Consider the following 16,575-nt stretch of genomic DNA (forward strand, 5'->3'; position numbering starts at 1 on the left):
CGGCACCGGGCGTCACGAGACACCGGGATCACGTCGTACCGGGACGGGGGAGCGAAAGCGGCGGTGCGGTACGTGCACATGGCGCTGCTCCCCTTCTCTTCTGACTCGGCTCTTCTGACTCGGCATGAGGCGCGCGAGGCCCCGTGGGGCGGCGCGTACGGCGAGTCTAGGGAGTGCCCGGGGCCGGGGCACCGCATTTTTTTCCGGGGACCGCGTCGACCGTGCGTGACGTTCAGCAGCAAAAACAGACGCTCTGCGTCGTCGGGGACGACGCGCCGGTGGCGGCGGGGCAAGATGGTGGCCGCCGGACAGCAGCCGCCGCCCGCCCGACCTCGGCTCCCCGCCGGGCTCCGCCGGCCCGACGGGGGCCCTGACGAGAGGACCTAGGAGGCGTTGACCGCGACGGCGGCCGGGAGGACGGCGGGGCGGTCCAGGAAGGCGAGCACGGCCCGCTTCTCGGGGAGGTACACCTCGGGCAGGTCGATCTCCGGCAGGGTGATCTCTCCCTGCTGGACGAAGCCCAGCCGGTTCATCAGGGCGACGGCCTTGTCGTTGCCGGCATCGGGCTCGGCCACCGCGCGCAGCACGGCCGGGTCGCGGAACGTGAACCGGATCAGCGACCCGATCAGGGTCCTGCTGAAGCCGGGCCGGGGCCGGCCGGTCACCGGCGCCAGCATCAGGTGGACGCCGATGTCGCCCTCCCGCACCTCGTAGCACTCGCTGATGCGGTCCTCGGCCGGCTCGTACGTCTGGAACAGCGCCACCGGCTCGTCGTCCAGCCGGACCATGTACGCGTGGTGGGTGTCGCGGCGGTCCACGTCCTCGTAGATCTCCTGGACCAGTTCCCGGCTGGCGCCGTTCATGCCCCAGAACTGGGCGCGCTCCTCGACGACCCAGGAGTGCAGCACGGCGGAGTCCGCGGCGGGGTCGACCGGGGTGAAGCGGACCGTGCCGAAGCCTTCGACGGTCTCGGTCAGCAGGTCGGCGCGCGGGGAGGTGAGGGCGGTGGACTCGGGTCTCATACGGGTTCCGGTTTCTGCTCGGCGGGGCTCGGCCGCATGCGGCAGCACACGGGAGAACTCCGGTTAGGGTGACCTAACTATAGACCCCCTGAAGGGCGGTCCGAGCGGGCCCCGGAGCGGCGCACGGGTGGTCGGCCGTGTCGGCGGCGGCAGCGTGGGCACAAGCGCCTCATGACACTTCTCCTGCTGTTCCTGCTGCCGCTCGGACTGGCCCTCGTCCTCCTGACGACCGACCACCACCCGCACAAGCACGGCCGGCACCGCCATACACGCTGAGCCCGGGGGCTCAGTCGGTGGGTTCCTGGGGGTCGGGATCCTCCTCCTCGTCACCCGGCCCGCCGCCGGCGTCCGCCGGGTGATCGGCGTCGGAGGGCGCGACGCCCTCGGGGTTCTCGGCGTCCTGCGTGTCCTCGGTGTCCTCGGTGTCCTCGGTCGCCCCGGCGTCTTCGTCCGCCCACAGGTCGGGTGCCGGAGGGTCCAGCGGTGGAAGGTCCGGGGTGACGGCGTTGCCGTTCTCGGGGACCTTGGCGGGCAGCTCCGGTTCGGCCGCCCCGGGCGCGTGGGTTTCTCGTTCGGTGTTCATGTGCCCCACCTGCCCGTCATCGCGCCGTGAATGCCTGTTCCCAGGTCACGGCCTGCCGTGCGCGCCGTGCCGGGCCCGTGACGTCAGCGGCAGCCTGAGCACCAGCCGGGCGCCGCCCGCGCAGTCCTCGGCCGTCAGCGTTCCCCCGTGGTGCGCGCTCAGGTCACGCGCGATGGCGAGGCCCAGACCGGCTCCCCCGTGGTCGCGGCTGCGCGAGTCGTCCAGCCGCGTGAACCGTTCGAAGACCCGCTCCCGGTCGGCCCCGGGGATCCCCGGCCCGTCGTCGACGACCTCCAGCACGGCCGTACGCCGTCCCGCGCCACCGGCGGCGATGCGCAGCGTCACCTCGACGCCGCGCTCGGCGTACCGCTGCGCGTTGTCGACCAGGTTGGTGACGATCCGGCCGAGCCAGAGGGCCCCCGCGGTGACCTCGACGTCCGGTGCGAGGTCCAGGCGGACGGGTACCCGGTCGCCGAGTCGGGCCTCCACCACCTCGCGCACCAGCACGGCCAGGTCCAGCGGAACGGCCGCCACCGGCTGGGCCGCGTCGATCCGGGCGAGCAGCAGCAGATCCGCCGCGAGGCGCTGGAGCCGTTCGATGTCCTCCAGGGCGCCGCCGATCAGCTCCGGCCACAGCTCCGGGTCCCGTACGGCCAGCGCCACCTCCAGTTGGGTACGCAGCACGGTGATGGGGCTGCGCAGTTCGTGGGAGGCGTCGGCGATGAACTGCCGCTGGCGGGTGCCGGAAGCCTCCAGCCGGTCCAGGGTGGCGTTCATGGTCTCGGCGAGGCGGGCGACCTCGTCGTGGGTGGCCGGGACCGGGACCCGGCGGTGCAGGTCCCGGTCGGATATCCCGGCCACCTCCGCCCGGATCGCCTCCACCGGCCGCAGCGCGTGCCCGGTGACCCGCCAGGTCACGAGGACGACGGTGGCCAGGAGCAGCGGCATGCCGATGACGAGCGCGGCGGTGGTGACGTCGTCGGCCGCGTCCGCGTCCCGCAGCGAGGCACCGGCGTAGACGGTGGCGGGGCCGTCCGGTGTCTGCGTGACGACCTGCACGACCCGCTGACGGTGGTCTCCGTCGACCGGACGGATCCGCCAGGTGTGCAGCCGGGTCCCGGGCGCCTCGGGCGGGGCCGGCGGGAACGGGGGCACCCCGGCGAGGTTCGGGCTGGAGAACAGCACCCGCCCGTCCGCACCCACCACTTGGACGAACTCCACCGCGCGGCCCGCCGGACGGGCCCGGCCGAGCTTTCCGGTGGCGGCGAGCTGCGCCACCGTCTCGGCCTGCCTCCGTGCGTCGTTCTCCGCGTTGCGCAGCAGATTGGCCTCCAGCAGCCCGAGGAGGGAGAAGGACGCGAGCGCCAGGGCCGCCCCCACCACCAGGCCGGCGCCCGCGGTGGCGCGGGCCCGGACCGTGGTGGGCCACAGCCTGCGCAGGACCGGCCACCGGTCGAGGGCGGCGCGGGGGAGCGGGCGCAGGAGGTCGCCCACGCGCCCGCGCAGGCGGAAGGGTTCAGCCACCGTCGGCCGCCAGCCGGTACCCGGCTCCCCGTACGGTTTCCAGCGCGGCCCGGCCGAACGGCGCGTCGACCTTCCGGCGTACCGCGCTGACGTGCACCTCGACGACGTTGGGGTCGCCGTCGAAGGCGGCGTCCCACACCTGTTCCAGGATGTCCCGCTTGGACACCACCTCCCCGGACCGGCGGCCCAGGTACTCCAGGATCGCGAACTCCCGTGCGGTCAGCCGGATCTCCGCCGCTCCCCGCGAACAGGTCCGCCGCGCCGGATCGATGAGCAGGTCGCCGAAGCGCAGCACCTGCGGGCGCCGGCCACCGGCACGCCGGCCGAGCGCGCGCAGCCGGGCGACCAGCACGAGGTAGGAGAACGGCTTCGACAGGAAGTCGTCGGCGCCGGTGTCCAGCGCCTCCGCCTCGTCGTACTCGCCGTCCTTGGCGGTGAGCATCAGGATCCCCGCCTCGTTGCCGGCCGCGCGCAGCTTCGCGCAGACCCGGTAGCCGTTCAGTCCGGGCAGCATGATGTCGAGGACGATCAGGTCGTAGTCGTGCTCGGTGGCCATCCACAGGCCCTGCGGCCCGTCGTGGGCCACGTCCACCGAGAACCCCTCCGACTGCAGGCCCCGCTGCAGGGCCAGGGCGAGCCGCCGTTCGTCCTCTACCACCAGTACGCGCATGCCGAACAGGATCGCAGGCCGTCACCGCGCCCGGCTGAAGAGGTCTTCAGGTGGCTTCAGCTGGGCTTCAGCATCCGCTCAGCATGCTCTGGGACGAGCCGGGCACCGCGTCCGGCCGTCAGAAGGAGCGCCCGTATGTCTGAATCCGTTCCGCCGCCGCCCGAGCAGTCGCCCGGGAACGCGCCGGAGGCCGGCGCGCGGAAGCGTGTCGTGCTGTCCCGGCTGGTGCCCCGCGGCCGGCGCGCCCGCTGGGTGGCGGCGGGCGCCGTCGTGGTGGTCGTGGGAGGCGGGGCCGCGGCGGTCGCCGTGGCCGAGCACCACCATCATCACGGGCGGGCCGGACACCTGCTCCGCTTCGAGGCCGGCCACGGCGGAGTGTTCAAGCGGGGTCCGCACGGCGGGGCGCCCGGCGACGAGCGCGCCCGCGAGATGCCCGGCGGCGAGGACGGTCCCGCGGTGCGCGAGCGGTTCGGCCGCCCCGACGTCCCCGACGTCCCCGACGTCCCGGAGGTTCCGGGCGTACCGGGCCGGTCCGAGGGCCGCGGGGGCGCAGGCAAGGGCGGCCGGGCACCCGCGCCGCTGCCGTCCCTGCCCATCGGCGACGCGGCGGCCAAGGCCGCGGCCGCGGTGTCCGGTGGCAAGGTGGAAAGCCTGCGCGCGGTGGCGCAGGACGGCGGTGGCGGCGCCTGGCTGGCCGTGGTCCTCGGCCCCGACGGCGTCCGCCACGCGGTCACGGTGTCCGGCTCGGACGGCACGGTCACCGGCAACAACACCCTCTAGATCATGGCGCGGCCCCCGATGCCGGGGGCCCCGTCCAGTTGGCCCTGCCACCAGGCGGCCATGCGGTCGCCGTCCATGCCCGCCCAGGCCGGGGTCCGTTCCACCTGTGCCCGGCCCAGGCGGCGGGCCAGCGCGACCAGTTCCCGGCCGGCGGCCCCGCGTGCCCGGTGGTAGCCGTCCAGCAGTTCCTCGAAGGACTCCGCGCGGCGCCAGCCGTCCGCGAGGGCGGTGGCGTCCTGCAGGGCCTTGGCGGCGCCGCTCGTGTTGTGCGGGCGTACGACGCTGGCGGCGTCCCCGGCCAGCAGCAGCCGGCCGCCGGCGGTGCGGGCCGCTTCCAGGTCGTAGATCGGCTGGACGAAGGTGTCCGCCGGGTCCGTCAGCGCGAGCGCCCGCCGCCAGTACGGCGGGAACTCCCGCTCCAGCAGGGCGTCGAGGTGCTCCGCCAGTCCGGGGGTCAGGGCGCCCGGGGGAAAGCTCGTCGGGTCGTCGAGGCGGAGCCGCCCGTCCGGCGGGGGAGCCGCGTAGAGCACCCAGTTCACGCGCGGGCCGCCGGGGCCGGGGATCCGGTAGACGACGCAGGTCCCGCCCGGGAAGCAGACCGTGGTCACCGCCTCGGGCACCGCGTCCGCCGGAGCGCCGAGTCCGTCGAGGCGGGCGGCGTCGACGTTCCCGCGCCAGCACACGTATCCCGCGTAGTGCGGCCGGGAGTCCGCGCAGAGCGCCGCGCGCACCACCGACCGGTAGCCGTCCGCGCCGACGACCAGGTCGTACCGTTCCACCGACCCGTCCGCGAGGCGTACCCACGGGCCGCCACCCCCGCCGGTCCCGCTTCCGGCGGCCCCGACGGCCGTCACCGTCTCCCCCTGCCGGTACTCCACCGCGGCGGGTACGGACTCGCGCAGGGCGCGCCAGAGCAGCCCCCAGTGGTAGGAGTGGAAGGGGAAGGGCTGCTGCCAGAGCAGCCGCCCGCCGGGACCTTCGGCGTCGTCCCGGACCACCCAGCGCCGCCGCCGCAGCCGGTGCGTGGCGATCCCCGCGGGCAGCGCGCCGCTCGCGCGGAGTTCGACGGCCCGGTCGTCGTGCACGCACAACCCCACGCCCCGGTCGGCCAGCCGGCCGCGCGTCCGTTCCAGGACCACCACCCGTCCGGCGCCCGCCCGCGCCGCCGCCGTGGCGACCGCACAGCCCGCGATGCTCCCGCCGATCACCGCAATCGTTCCGCCCCGCACAACCGCCTCCTGACAGCCCGCTGTTGGACGATCCTCCGTGGAGCCGCCCCGGTACTCCGCAGGCCGACCACGTTACTGAAACCCGGCAGTTCCGTGTCCCGGGCGACGGGCGGCCCGCCGGTCGGGGGGCGTGCGCTGGGGGTCAGGGGCGCACGCAGAGGCGAGTGCGCTTCGTTCCCGGGATTTCCGGGAACCGGCTTGCACGATCGGGCTCGTTTTCCGATGGGGTGGTGATGGGGGCGCCCGGCGCTCCGCGGCCGCTGGTGCGGGGGCAGGCGGCCGGTAACGCACACTCCACCTGGAAGGTTCGCTCCGACGTGAATGTCGCCGAGACGGTCGCCCGCGCGCTCTCAGTCACCACCGTGGTCAACGCCGACGCAGCCGATGTGTTCCGGACGCCGCTGCGCCTGCCGGGCCGCGGGGCGGGCAGAGGAGCCGACGGGCCGTCCGACGGCGGCGTCCCAGCCGGTCCCGCGGACCGCCCCCGTCGGCCCCACGGCCACCTCCGTCCCCATGGCCCCCTCCGCCGCCCCCACGGCCACCTCCGTCCCCATGGCCCCCTCCGTCCTCACCGCCTCCTCCGCGTCACCGCGACCGGCGGCCGTGCACAGCTGTGGGGGAGCGTGTGAACGAAGGAGAATGCGACCCGTCGGGAGACCGCGCCGTCTCCAGTGAACTGGCCGGAGTGCTGCCGGTGGAGTTCACCGCCTTCCATTCCCAGCAGCACCGCGCCTACCTGCGCTACGCCCACCTGCAGCTGGGCAACCCCAAGGACGCCGAGGAAGTCGTCGACGACGTGTTCACCTTCCTGCTGAAGGTGTGGCGACAGGCACTGAAGGAGGCGAGCCTGCACGGCTTCGCCTGGGCGGTGCTGCGCGAACACGTCGAGCGGCGGCTGGCCGTCCTGGGCCGGCAGGTGGCCATGGTCGAGACCGCCTGGTTCGCCGCCCTGCGCCGGTCCTCCCGGGAGCGGCTGGAGCTGCTGGAGTCGAAACTCGGGCTGTACGCGGCGATCGCGGGTCTGTCCGAGCGGCAGTACGACGTGGTGCTGCTGGCGTTCCTGCTGGGCAACGACTGCGACACGGTCGCCCGGATGATGGGGATCTCCCCCGCCACCGTCCGGTCGCACATCCGCGGCGCACGCCGAACCCTGTCCCGCAAACTCGGGGTGGACTGGATCCCCGGAGAGGAGAAGGACCAGTGAGCGACATGCCACGCCACCGCGACATGCCGCTGTGCGAACTGGACGCGGCCCTGGCGGACGCGACCGTGCTCGCGGAGGAGTACGCCGGTTACGACGAGGGTGCCGCCCGGCGGCGCATCGCCCGCCGGATCGCCGCCGACCGCGCCCGCTCGGCGAGCGGAACCGCCCCGGGGGCGGCCGCGGCCGGCAGCGGGCGGACCGCTCCGGCCGAGGCCGACGACCTCGTCCTCGACGCCGCCTGCCACGTGCGGGCCGCCCGCGGCCTGGACGACCTCGCCTGGTCGCTCGCGGAGAGCCGGGACTTCGCCGAGATCGCCCTGGCCGCCGACTCCTGGCCCCACGGCGTGGACTCGGCGCTGCTGTTCGCGTGCCTGCTCCACCTCGCCGACCGCACCGAGGGCGCGCAGTTCTGGTTCCAGTACGCGGCCGGGGCGGGCTCGCAGACCGCCGCCCACTGCCTCCACCTGCACCACCTGTCGCGCGCCGAGGTCGCGACCGCCCGGTACTGGAAACGCCAGGCCCACGCCCTCCCGCCCGACGAGCACCTGCCGCCCCTGCCGCAGATCCCGCCCGACCTCGAAGAAGCCCTCGGCGCCTCCGTCATCTGGACGTCCCCGCCCATCACCACCCAGGACCTCACCTCCCTGACCGGCGGGCCGGGCCGGGCCTGCAGGCCGCCGCTGCGGCTCCCCGCGCGACTGCGGCAGGCCCTCGTGGGGCGCCCGCGCAAGGACCACCCCGATCTCGGGGAGGTCTACACCCCCGGCCCGCAGGTCGCCGTGGCCGTCGCCCGGAACGCCCGGCTGAACCCGCTGCACCTCACGGAGCAGGCCAACGGGTGGTCCCTCGAAGCGCTCAAACAGCCGCAGTTGACGCATGCGGCCCGTACGTCCCCCGAAGGACGCCCGGCCCCGGCGGCGCTGGAATCGGTCCACCGGGCCCTGCGGGTCCTGGAGGTCGTCAACCGCTATTCGGGCGGGGTCAACCTGACCCAGATCGCCCGCGAGACGAAGCTGCCGCAGCTCGTCCTCGCGCGGGCCGTCGAACAGCTGGTCCGTGCCGACCTGGCCACACCGGTCGGACCGGACGCGTACGTGGCCGGGCACGCCCTGCCGCGGGGCGAGATGGACGGCGGGGAGGGCCGCGGGCACCTGCGCGAGACCCTGGCGTGGGTACGGGACGCGGTCGGCGCCGCCGTCTACGTCGCCCGCTACACCGACGGCGAGGTCGCCATCACGCAGTACGCGGACGGTCCGGCCGCACCCGTGGTCGAGGAGTGGGTCGACTTCCGCGCCGCCGCCCACGCCTCCGCGGTGGGCAAGGCCCTGCTGGCCCAACTGGACCACGACGACCGGCGCGAGCACCTGTCCCGCCACCCGCTGACGCCCTTCACCACCCACACCCTCACCAGTCAGCGGGTGCTCTTCGCCCAACTCGACGGCCGCCCGCCCAACACGCCCCTCCTCGACCTCCAGGAGTACGCGCTCGGCACGGTGTGCGCGGGCGTGCCGATCACCGCCGGCCGCAACCCGGAATGCGTGGCGCTGTCCATCCCCGTCCCCGATCCGGGCCGGCTGAAACAGGCCGCGCGGATCCTGCAGAGCGAGGCGGCCGCGGTCTTGCTCGCCCTGATCGTCGCGGGCAGCACCCGTCCCGCGGCACGCAGGGCGGAGGACACCATCCTGTCCACCCCCGCCTGACCCTCCCGACGCCGTCACCCCGGGCGCCGGCACGGACCGGCCCCCGGGCGGAGGTCAGGGGGCGATGGGGAGCCGGCGCTTGTGCTCCGTGGCGCGGTAGCGGTAGACGATGATGTCGAGGGCGGCCGGGTCGACCGGCTTGCCCTCCAGGACGTCGTCGATGTCGTCGTAGGTGACGCCGAGGGCCTCCTCGTCCGCGAGGCCCGGCTTCAGCGTCTCCAGGTCCGCGGTCGGGACCTTCCAGATCAGCGCGGACGGCGCGCCCAGGGCCTCCGCCGTGGCCCGCACCCGGCGCTTGGTCAGGCCGGTGAGCGGGACCACGTCCGCCGCGCCGTCGCCGAACTTCGTGAAGAAGCCGGACACCGCCTCGGCGGCGTGGTCCGTGCCCACCACGAGGCCCGCGTGCGCACCCGCCACCGCGTACTGGGCGATCATCCGCTGGCGGGCCTTGATGTTGCCGTGCACGAAGTCCTGCTGGTGCTCGTCACGGAAGACCGTGCCGCCGGCCAGCACCGCCTCCAGGGCGGCGTCGCTCGACGCCTTCACGTCGACGGTCAGGACCTGGTCGGGCCGGATGAACTCCAGCGCCAGCTGCGCGTCGGACTCGTCCGCCTGGACGCCGTAGGGCAGCCGCATCGCGAAGAACGTCGCCTCGTGCCCGGCGGCGCGCACCCGCTCGACCGCCAGCTGGCACAGCCGCCCAGCGGTCGTGGAGTCCACACCGCCGCTGATGCCGAGGACCAGGGAGCGCAGGCCCGTGGAGAGCAGCCGGTCGGCGAGGAAGGCCACCCGGCGCTCGATCTCCTCCGAGGCGTCGAAGGACGCGCTCACCTGGAGGTCCCGGGCGATCTCCTGCTGCAGCGATATGGCCTGGTCGGTCACGATTGCTCCTCGGTCGGGCCCGTGGACAGTTCGGTTCGCGCCGCGGGCGGGCCGCGGGCGCGAAGAAGGGCCACCAGCACTCTAGAGGAAACGCGGGAACGCCTGCTCAGAAGCCGCGGCGGGGGCCGCGGGCACCCTGCCGGGGCGCCGGGACGCCCCCGCCCCCGTCACCCCGCCGCGATGAGACCGGGCAGGTCGCGCATGTGGTGGAACACCCGCGTCCCGGGCCCGGCGAGCCGCTCCGCCGGAGTCATCCCGCCCCCGAAACCGAAGGCCCGCATCCCGGCGGCGCGCGCCGCCTCGACACCCGGACGGCTGTCCTCCACCACCGCGCAGGCCGCCGGTTCGACACCCATCCGCTGGGCCGCGTACAGGAACAGGTCCGGTGCCGGCTTGCCGTGCGCGACCTCCGTGGCGCTGAAGATGCGTCCCGCGAACCGGTCGTGTAGACCGGTGCGGCCCAGGGTGTGACGCATCTTCTCGTGGGAGCCGCTGGACGCGACACAGGTCGGCAGCGTGATCGCGTCGAGCGCCTCGGGCAGTCCCTCGACGGCGGCCAGACCTGCGTCCACCGCCTCACGGTGCAGCTGCTCGAACCGCTTCGCCCAGACGTCGGCCGTCGCCCCGCCGAGCCGGGCCGCCACCTGTTCCCGTACCGAGGCGTTGGACCGCCCGATGAACAGGTCGATCACATCGGCCTCGGTCAGCGGCCAGCCCAGCTCCGCGCCCAGGGCGACCTGGACGCGCGTCGCGATGCGCTCGGTGTCGACGAGCACGCCGTCGCAGTCGAATATGACGAGTTCAATCGGCTTGATCACCCCCGCAGCATAGGGTCCGGGCCGGACCGGTGGCGCAGGGGCCCGCGGACCGGGAGATTCCGTGCCGGTGCATGGGGCGCCGGAGGCGGGGCAGGCGGAGTTCACGGGGCGCACGCACACCCCGGGCACGACGTACGAAGAAGGACGGACTGCGGGGAGTCCCCGCCGTCCCCCGTCCACCGGAGGAGTTGTTTCCGCGTGACTGAGCATGTGTGGAGTTACAAGTCGACCTCGGGCCACCTGGCCGGCACCGATCTGACCGGCTACAAGGTCGAGGCGACCGACGGCGGCATCGGCAAGGTGGACAAGCACTCCGACGAGGTCGGTGACGCCTACCTGGTCGTGGACACCGGGGTGTGGATCTTCGGCAAGGAGGTCCTGCTCCCGGCGAGCACCGTCGTCAGCATCGACCCCGAGGAGCGGATCGTCTACGTGGACCGCACCAAGGGCCAGATCAAGGACGCCCCCGAGTTCCACCGGGAGAAGCACCTCGGCGACCGGGACTACCACCAGGAACTGGGCACCTACTACGCCACCACCCGCCTCGGCCTCCCGCCGCTCTGACCGGCCCGAGTCCGACGCTGCGACGGCCGTGGGCCCGAACTCACCGAGTTCGGGCCCACGGCCGTGCCGGGCCCGGCACGACGGCATCACCGCAGGCCGGCCGCATGGCTCCCCGGCTCCGGGACACAAGCGCGATGTGCTGAAACTATTCGTGATCGCCGTTCTCGTCCCGCTCGCGGTGGTCGCCTGCGCCGCCACCGCCCTCGTCTCGCCCTGGTGGGCGGCCGCCGCCGGCCCACTGCTCCTGCTCGCGGCGACGGCCGTCCACGACGTCCTGCAACGGCGGCACTCGATCCTGCGGAACTACCCGGTGCTCGGACACCTCCGCTTCGCGCTGGAGAAGATACGACCGGAGCTCCAGCAGTACTTCATCGAGCGGAACTTCGACGGCCGCCCCTTCGACCGCGACACCCGCGACCTCGTCTACGAGCGCGCCAAGGGCACCGACGCCGAGGAGCCGTTCGGCACCGAACTCGACCTCTACCGGGCCGGCAGCGAGTACCTCACCCCGTCCATGGCCCCCCGGCCGGTGAGCACCACCCCGCCCCGGGTCCGCATCGGCGGCCCCGACTGCACCCGGCCGTACGACATGGCCCTGCTGAACGTCTCGGCGATGAGCTTCGGCTCGCTCTCGGCCAACGCCGTCCTCGCCCTCAACACCGGTGCGCAGATGGGCGGGTTCGCCCACGACACCGGCGAGGGCGGCCTGTCCGAGTACCACCTGCGCCCCGGCGGGGACCTCGTGTGGGAGATCGGCACCGGCTACTTCGGCTGCAGGACGGCCGACGGCGGCTTCGACGAGCGGGAGTTCGCCCGCAAGGCCGCCCACGAGCACGTCAAGTGCGTCTCGCTGAAGATCAGCCAGGGCGCCAAGCCCGGCATCGGCGGCGTCCTGCCGGCCGCCAAGGTCAACGCGGAGATCGCCGAGGTCCGGGGCGTCCCGCAGGGCAGGACCGTCATCTCGCCGCCCTACCACCGCGTGTACTCCACCCCGCGGGAGCTGGTCCGCTTCGTGGCGCGCATGCGCGAACTCGCCGACGGCAAGCCGGTCGGCTTCAAGCTGTGCCTCGGCTCGCGCCGCGAGTTCCTCGCCGTCTGCAAGGCCATGCTGGAGGAAGGCACCACTCCGGACTTCATCGTCGTCGACGGCGCAGAGGGCGGCACGGGCGCTGCACCGCTGGAATTCGTGGACAACGTCGGCCTGCCGCTCAGCGAGGGCCTGATGGCCGTGCACAACGCCCTCGTCGGCGTCGGACTGCGCGACCGGATCCGGATCGGCGCCAGCGGCAAGGTCGCCACCGGCAGCGACCTCGTGAAACGACTGCTGCAGGGCGCCGACTACACCAACGCCGGCCGCGCCATGATGTTCGCGGTCGGCTGCATCCAGGCCCAGCGCTGCCACACCAACACCTGCCCCGTCGGGGTCGCCACCCAGGACGAGCGGCGCGCCCGCGCCGTCGACGTCGCCGACAAGTCGCAGCGCGTACGGCGCTACCAGGAGGCCACCGTCAAGAGCGCCCTGCAGATCATGGCCTCGCTGGGCGTGGACGACCCGCGCGGCCTGCGCCCCCACATGCTGCTCCAGCGCGTGGACCCGCACACCGTCCGCTCCTACGCCGAGCTGCACACCTGGCTCACCCCCGGCCAGCTGCTCGCATCCGCGCCCGAGGACTGGGCATCCGACTGGCAGGCGGCCGATCCCGACCGCTTCGCCCACTGACCGACCCGGCCCCCCGCACCGGCGGGGAGCCGTACCGAACGACCGGAGGGTACCCCCATGGCATCGCGCACCGTCGCCCACGTCATCGTCGAGGGACTGAAGAGCCTGGGCGTCCAGCACGTGTTCGGCGTCGTCGGAGACGCGCTGAACCCCCTGACCGAAGCCATCCGCACCACCGACGGCCTGGACTGGGTCGGGTGCCGGCACGAAGAGGCCGCCGCCTTCGCCGCCGGCGCCCAGTCCCAGCTCTCGGGCGTCCTCGGGGTGTGCGCGGGCACCGTCGGACCGGGCTCCGTCCACCTCCTCAACGGCCTGTACGACGCGGCGAAGAGCCGCGCGCCCGTGCTCGCGATCTGCGGCCAGGTGCCCCGCTCCGAGATGGGCGGCGACTACTTCCAGGAGGTCGACAACGACCTCCTCTTCCGTGACGTGGCCGTCTACCGCGCCACCGTCACCTCCCCGGAGCAGATGCCCCGCATGCTGGAGTCCGCCGTCCGCGCGGCGGTCGGCCAGGGCGGAGTGGCGGTCCTGACCGTGCCCGCCGACCTCGGCGAGATGGAGCTGAGCGAGGACCGGCCCGTCCGGTTCGCCCTCGGCCACGCCGTCACGCGCCCGGACGACACGGCCCTCGCCGAGGCCGCCGAGCTCCTCAACGCCGCTTCCCGCGTCACGCTCCTGGTCGGCCGCGGAGCCCGCGAGGCCCGTACCGAAGTGCTCCGCACGGCGGAGCTGCTCGCCGCGCCGATGGTGCTCACCCTCAAGGCGAAGGAGGGATTCGAGCACGACAACCCCTACGAGGTCGGGCAGACCGGCCTGATCGGCAACCCCGCCGCCGCCCACGCCCTCGACCACGGCGACGTGCTGCTCATGCTGGGCACCGACTTCCCCTACCGCGACTGGTACCCCACGAGCTGCAAGGTCGTCCAGATCGACGTCCGCGAGGAGCACCTGGGACGCCGGGTGCCCGTCGACGTCGGCCTGGCCGGAGACGTGGGGGCGACCCTGCGGGCCCTGCTGCCGCTGCTGGCGAAGGTGCCCGACCGGGCCCACCTCGACGACGCCCGGGACCGGTTCGCGAAGTGGCAGGAGGGCCAGCGGCGGCTGGCCGACCCCGCCCACGACCGGCGCCCCACCGGCAGGCTGCGGGCGGCCCTGGACAACCGGGACGGAGCCGTCCGCCCCGAGGCCCTGGCCGCCGCGGTGGACTCCTACGCCACCGACGACGCCGTCTTCACCTCCGACACCGGCATGGCCACCGTCTGGCTCTCCCGCTTCATCACCCTGCGCGGCGAGCGCCGCCTGATCGGCTCGTACAACCTCGGATCGATGGCCAACGCCATGCCGCAGGCCCTCGGGGCGCAACTCTGGGCACCCGAGCGGCAGGTCGTCGCCCTCTGCGGTGACGGCGGCCTGGGCATGCTGCTGGGCGACCTCATGACCATCGCCGCGTACCGGCTGCCCGTGAAGATCGTCGTCTTCGACAACCGCCGCCTGGGCATGGTCGAACTCGAACAGGAACAGGTCGGACTGCCGGAGTTCGGCACCGTCCTCGACAATCCCGACTTCGCGGCCGTCGCCACCGCACTCGGACTGACCGGCATCCGCGTCACCGACCCCGACGACCTCCACGACGGCGTGCGCAAGGCGTTCGAGACCCCCGGTCCCGTCCTGCTCGACGTACTGACCAACCCCGACGAGGTCGCCGTTCCCGCCAGGCCGACCGTCGGCCAGGCCTGGGGGTTCGCCGTCGCCAAGGCCAAGGAGATCCTCCCCGGCGGAACGGGCTGACGGGCCGTACCGCGGCCCGGCGCGCGTGATCCCGGCGTTGCCGGGTACCCGCGCAGCACACACCCGTACGCAGGCAACTCGCGTCCGACGACGCGTACTTCAAGGAGAGGGCAGCGCCATGACGCTGATACCGCACGCCAACGACAAGTCCGTCCCCGGCCCGGCCGAGCCGCGGGCACGTCGTGCGCGCCACCGGCCGGCTCCGGGACACCGCCGTGCACGTCGGGCGCCTCGTGGAGGACAAGACACCCGATCCCGTCCTCGCCGGGGCGCTCCGGACGGCGACGCGCGTCCGGGACACCGCCGCCCGCGCCGGACGGTTCGCCGGCCACCGCAGGCTCGACTCCGCACGGGCCGCGGCCGGCCGCGCCGCGAGCCTGGCGCGGGCCAACCGCACCGCGCTGGCCACCGTCGCCGGCGTCCTGACGGCAGCCGTACTCGCCCGCCGCGCCCGGCGCACGAAGTAGTGCCCCCGGGCGGCCGGGCCGCAGGGCCTCAGGCCCGCGGCCCGGCCGCCGGCCGCCGCGCCCGTTCCGCGTTGAACTGGGCGCCGGTGACCAGCGCGAGGTTGGCGAACCAGAGCCAGATCACGAAGACCACGATTCCGGCCAGCGACCCGTACAGCCGTCCGTACGTGTCCAGTTCGGTGTACAGCGTGAAGAGGGCCGAGGCGGCCAGCCACAGCAGCGCCGCCAGCACCCCGCCCGGCAGGCCCCGCCGGGTGCCCCGGCTCTGGGCCGGTCCGGTCCGGAACAGGACCAGTACCAGCAGGGTCACGACCACCAGGAGCACCGGCCAGCGCAGGAACGCGACGGCCTCCGCACCGCCCGCCCCCACGGCCCGCGCGGCCCACCGCGCCGGCGGCCCGGACACGACCAGCCCCACGGCGCCGACGACGAGCAGCACCAGCAGCAGCGCCGCATGGACGACGAGGGTGTGCGCGGCCCGCAGCGGCCGCCGCGTGTCCGGCACCCGGTGCATCGCGTGCAGGGCGCGGCGGAACACCGCCAGGTAGCTGCACGCCGACCACAGCGCGCTCACCACCCCGCCGAGCAGCAGGGCCCACATCGAGGAATGCCCCTCGGGGATGGCGCCGAGCGCCTCGCGGAGCACCTGCGCCGACTGCGGGGGCGCGTAGGCGGTCAGGTCGGCGACGAGCCGGTCCCGCCGCGCCCCACCCAGCAGCCCCACGACGGAGACGGCGATGACGAGCGCCGGCAGCAGCGCCAGCAGCGCGTAGTAGGTCAGGGCGGCCGCGTGGTCGGCCAGATTGTCCGTCCACACGCGGACGGCCGTGCGCCGCAACTCGGCGCGGGTGCGCGCCGCGAGGCCGCGGGCGGGGGAAGCGACGGCGGGCGGAGCGCCTCGCCGCGCAGTGGTGCGGGGGATGTCGGTCACCCCGTGCGCGTGCCCTCCCGGGCCCGCGCCCATGCGCCCGCGCGGGCCCGCGTACCGGTCCGCCCGCCGGGTAGACGCGCCCGCATGACGTGGAGCTACGCGCGACGGCGCGACGAGAAGCCTCAGGAAGCGGTCCGACAGGACACCGGTACGACGAGCAGCGCGGCCCGCACCGCCCTCCCGGCCCACCCGGCCGTACGGGCCCTCGCGATGCTGGCCGCCTTCGCCGGAACCGTCCTGTTCAGCGTGGTCCTGGCCCGGCTGACCCTGGAACCCTCCGCCGCATCGGCGGACCTCGTGCACCCCAACCTGCGGCCCGGCCACTCGATCGGGGCCTACCTGCGGGGGGCGTCGACGTTCGAAGCGGCCCGCCAGGTGGGCGGCAACCTGCTGCTGGGCGTGCCGTTCGGCGTGCTCCTGCCCGTCCTGCTGCCGCCCGCCCGCGGCCTGCTGCGGGTCGCCGCGGTGACCGTGTGCCTGATGACGCTGGTGGAACTCATCCAGGGCGCCCTCGTCACCGGACGCGTCTTCGACATCGACGACGTCATCCTCAACACCGCCGGAGCACTGCTCGGTTACCTCCTGATCGGCCTGCGGCTGGGCCGCGCCGTGCACCCGCGCCGCAGGCACTGGTGGCACCGCCGCCCTTCGTGACTCGTGAGTACTGCACACCCCGCCGGTGACAGCGGTGAC

General features: G+C 74.2%; 17 protein-coding genes. 8 read left to right on the forward strand and 9 right to left on the reverse strand.

Translation table 11 applies throughout. The annotated features are described in order from the left end of the window. Positions 1-383: 383 nt before the first annotated feature. The 4 genes from AC2RP6_RS35295 to AC2RP6_RS35310 form a co-directional block, all read right to left on the reverse strand. Positions 384-1,022 (reverse strand): GNAT family N-acetyltransferase, encoded by a 639-nt coding sequence (locus AC2RP6_RS35295; protein WP_486449889.1) that lies wholly within the window; start codon positions 1,020-1,022, stop codon positions 384-386. Positions 1,023-1,308: 286 nt separating this feature from the next. Beyond that, positions 1,309-1,605 (reverse strand): hypothetical protein, encoded by a 297-nt coding sequence (locus AC2RP6_RS35300; protein ID WP_486449890.1) that lies wholly within the window; start codon positions 1,603-1,605, stop codon positions 1,309-1,311. A gap of 45 nt (positions 1,606-1,650) precedes the next feature. Further along, positions 1,651-3,045 carry a sensor histidine kinase gene (locus AC2RP6_RS35305; RefSeq protein WP_486450560.1) on the reverse strand — a complete coding sequence of 465 codons (1,395 nt, stop codon included), beginning with the start codon at positions 3,043-3,045 and terminating at the stop codon, positions 1,651-1,653. A 76-nt stretch (positions 3,046-3,121) separates the two neighbouring features. Continuing rightward, positions 3,122-3,799 carry a response regulator transcription factor gene (locus tag AC2RP6_RS35310; protein ID WP_486449891.1) on the reverse strand — a complete coding sequence of 226 codons (678 nt, stop codon included), beginning with the start codon at positions 3,797-3,799 and terminating at the stop codon, positions 3,122-3,124. 135 nt (positions 3,800-3,934) lie between these two features. Between AC2RP6_RS35310 and AC2RP6_RS35315 the strand changes: the two genes are divergently transcribed. Next, positions 3,935-4,579, forward strand: coding sequence for a hypothetical protein (locus AC2RP6_RS35315; RefSeq protein WP_486449892.1), 645 nt, complete (start codon positions 3,935-3,937; stop codon positions 4,577-4,579). On the opposite strand, the gene AC2RP6_RS35320 is transcribed toward AC2RP6_RS35315, so the two are convergent. Both AC2RP6_RS35320 and AC2RP6_RS35325 read right to left on the reverse strand, forming a co-directional pair. After that, positions 4,576-5,808 carry an FAD-dependent monooxygenase gene (locus AC2RP6_RS35320; protein ID WP_486449893.1) on the reverse strand — a complete coding sequence of 411 codons (1,233 nt, stop codon included), beginning with the start codon at positions 5,806-5,808 and terminating at the stop codon, positions 4,576-4,578. The genes AC2RP6_RS35315 and AC2RP6_RS35320 overlap by 4 nt on opposite strands. Before the next feature lie 350 nt (positions 5,809-6,158). Continuing rightward, a complete protein-coding gene (locus AC2RP6_RS35325; RefSeq protein WP_486449894.1) occupies positions 6,159-6,362 on the reverse strand; it encodes a hypothetical protein in 204 nt (67 codons plus the stop codon). 71 nt (positions 6,363-6,433) lie between these two features. Here AC2RP6_RS35325 and AC2RP6_RS35330 point away from each other — a divergent pair, with 71 nt between their 5' ends. Both AC2RP6_RS35330 and AC2RP6_RS35335 read left to right on the forward strand, forming a co-directional pair. Then, the gene (locus AC2RP6_RS35330; protein ID WP_486449895.1) at positions 6,434-7,012 is read left to right on the forward strand and encodes an RNA polymerase sigma factor; all 579 of its coding nucleotides are present in this window, start codon (positions 6,434-6,436) and stop codon (positions 7,010-7,012) included. Between the two features lie 869 nt (positions 7,013-7,881). Next, a complete protein-coding gene (locus AC2RP6_RS35335; RefSeq protein ID WP_486450561.1) occupies positions 7,882-8,712 on the forward strand; it encodes an IclR family transcriptional regulator domain-containing protein in 831 nt (276 codons plus the stop codon). A gap of 54 nt (positions 8,713-8,766) precedes the next feature. On the opposite strand, the gene nadE is transcribed toward AC2RP6_RS35335, so the two are convergent. Further along, the gene (nadE, locus tag AC2RP6_RS35340) at positions 8,767-9,594 is read right to left on the reverse strand and encodes an ammonia-dependent NAD(+) synthetase (RefSeq protein ID WP_486449896.1); all 828 of its coding nucleotides are present in this window, start codon (positions 9,592-9,594) and stop codon (positions 8,767-8,769) included. A 167-nt stretch (positions 9,595-9,761) separates the two neighbouring features. Beyond that, on the reverse strand, positions 9,762-10,412 hold the full coding sequence (locus tag AC2RP6_RS35345; protein ID WP_486449897.1) for an HAD family hydrolase: 651 nt from the start codon (positions 10,410-10,412) through the stop codon (positions 9,762-9,764). A 198-nt stretch (positions 10,413-10,610) separates the two neighbouring features. On the opposite strand from AC2RP6_RS35345, the gene AC2RP6_RS35350 reads away from it, so the two are divergent. The 4 genes from AC2RP6_RS35350 to AC2RP6_RS35365 all read left to right on the forward strand — a co-directional run bounded on the left by AC2RP6_RS35350 (position 10,611) and on the right by AC2RP6_RS35365 (position 14,951). Further along, positions 10,611-10,976, forward strand: a complete 366-nt coding sequence (locus AC2RP6_RS35350; protein WP_030833251.1) for a PRC-barrel domain-containing protein — start codon at positions 10,611-10,613, stop codon at positions 10,974-10,976. Positions 10,977-11,127: 151 nt separating this feature from the next. Further along, a complete protein-coding gene (locus AC2RP6_RS35355; protein WP_486449898.1) occupies positions 11,128-12,696 on the forward strand; it encodes an FMN-binding glutamate synthase family protein in 1,569 nt (522 codons plus the stop codon). Between the two features lie 57 nt (positions 12,697-12,753). After that, the gene (locus AC2RP6_RS35360; RefSeq protein ID WP_486449899.1) at positions 12,754-14,484 is read left to right on the forward strand and encodes a thiamine pyrophosphate-dependent enzyme; all 1,731 of its coding nucleotides are present in this window, start codon (positions 12,754-12,756) and stop codon (positions 14,482-14,484) included. A gap of 182 nt (positions 14,485-14,666) precedes the next feature. After that, entirely contained in the window at positions 14,667-14,951 is a 285-nt protein-coding gene (locus AC2RP6_RS35365; RefSeq protein WP_486449900.1) for a hypothetical protein, read from the forward strand. A gap of 28 nt (positions 14,952-14,979) precedes the next feature. Here the strand turns inward: AC2RP6_RS35365 and AC2RP6_RS35370 are convergent, their stop codons facing one another. Beyond that, complete coding sequence (locus tag AC2RP6_RS35370; protein WP_486449901.1) at positions 14,980-15,915, reverse strand: YihY/virulence factor BrkB family protein; 936 nt, start codon at positions 15,913-15,915, stop codon at positions 14,980-14,982. Between the two features lie 51 nt (positions 15,916-15,966). Between AC2RP6_RS35370 and AC2RP6_RS35375 the strand changes: the two genes are divergently transcribed. Beyond that, positions 15,967-16,536, forward strand: coding sequence for a VanZ family protein (locus AC2RP6_RS35375; RefSeq protein ID WP_486449902.1), 570 nt, complete (start codon positions 15,967-15,969; stop codon positions 16,534-16,536). The last annotated feature ends 39 nt before the right edge of the window (positions 16,537-16,575 follow it).

The sequence above is a fragment of the Streptomyces sp. WAC03905 genome, assembly GCF_057371075.1.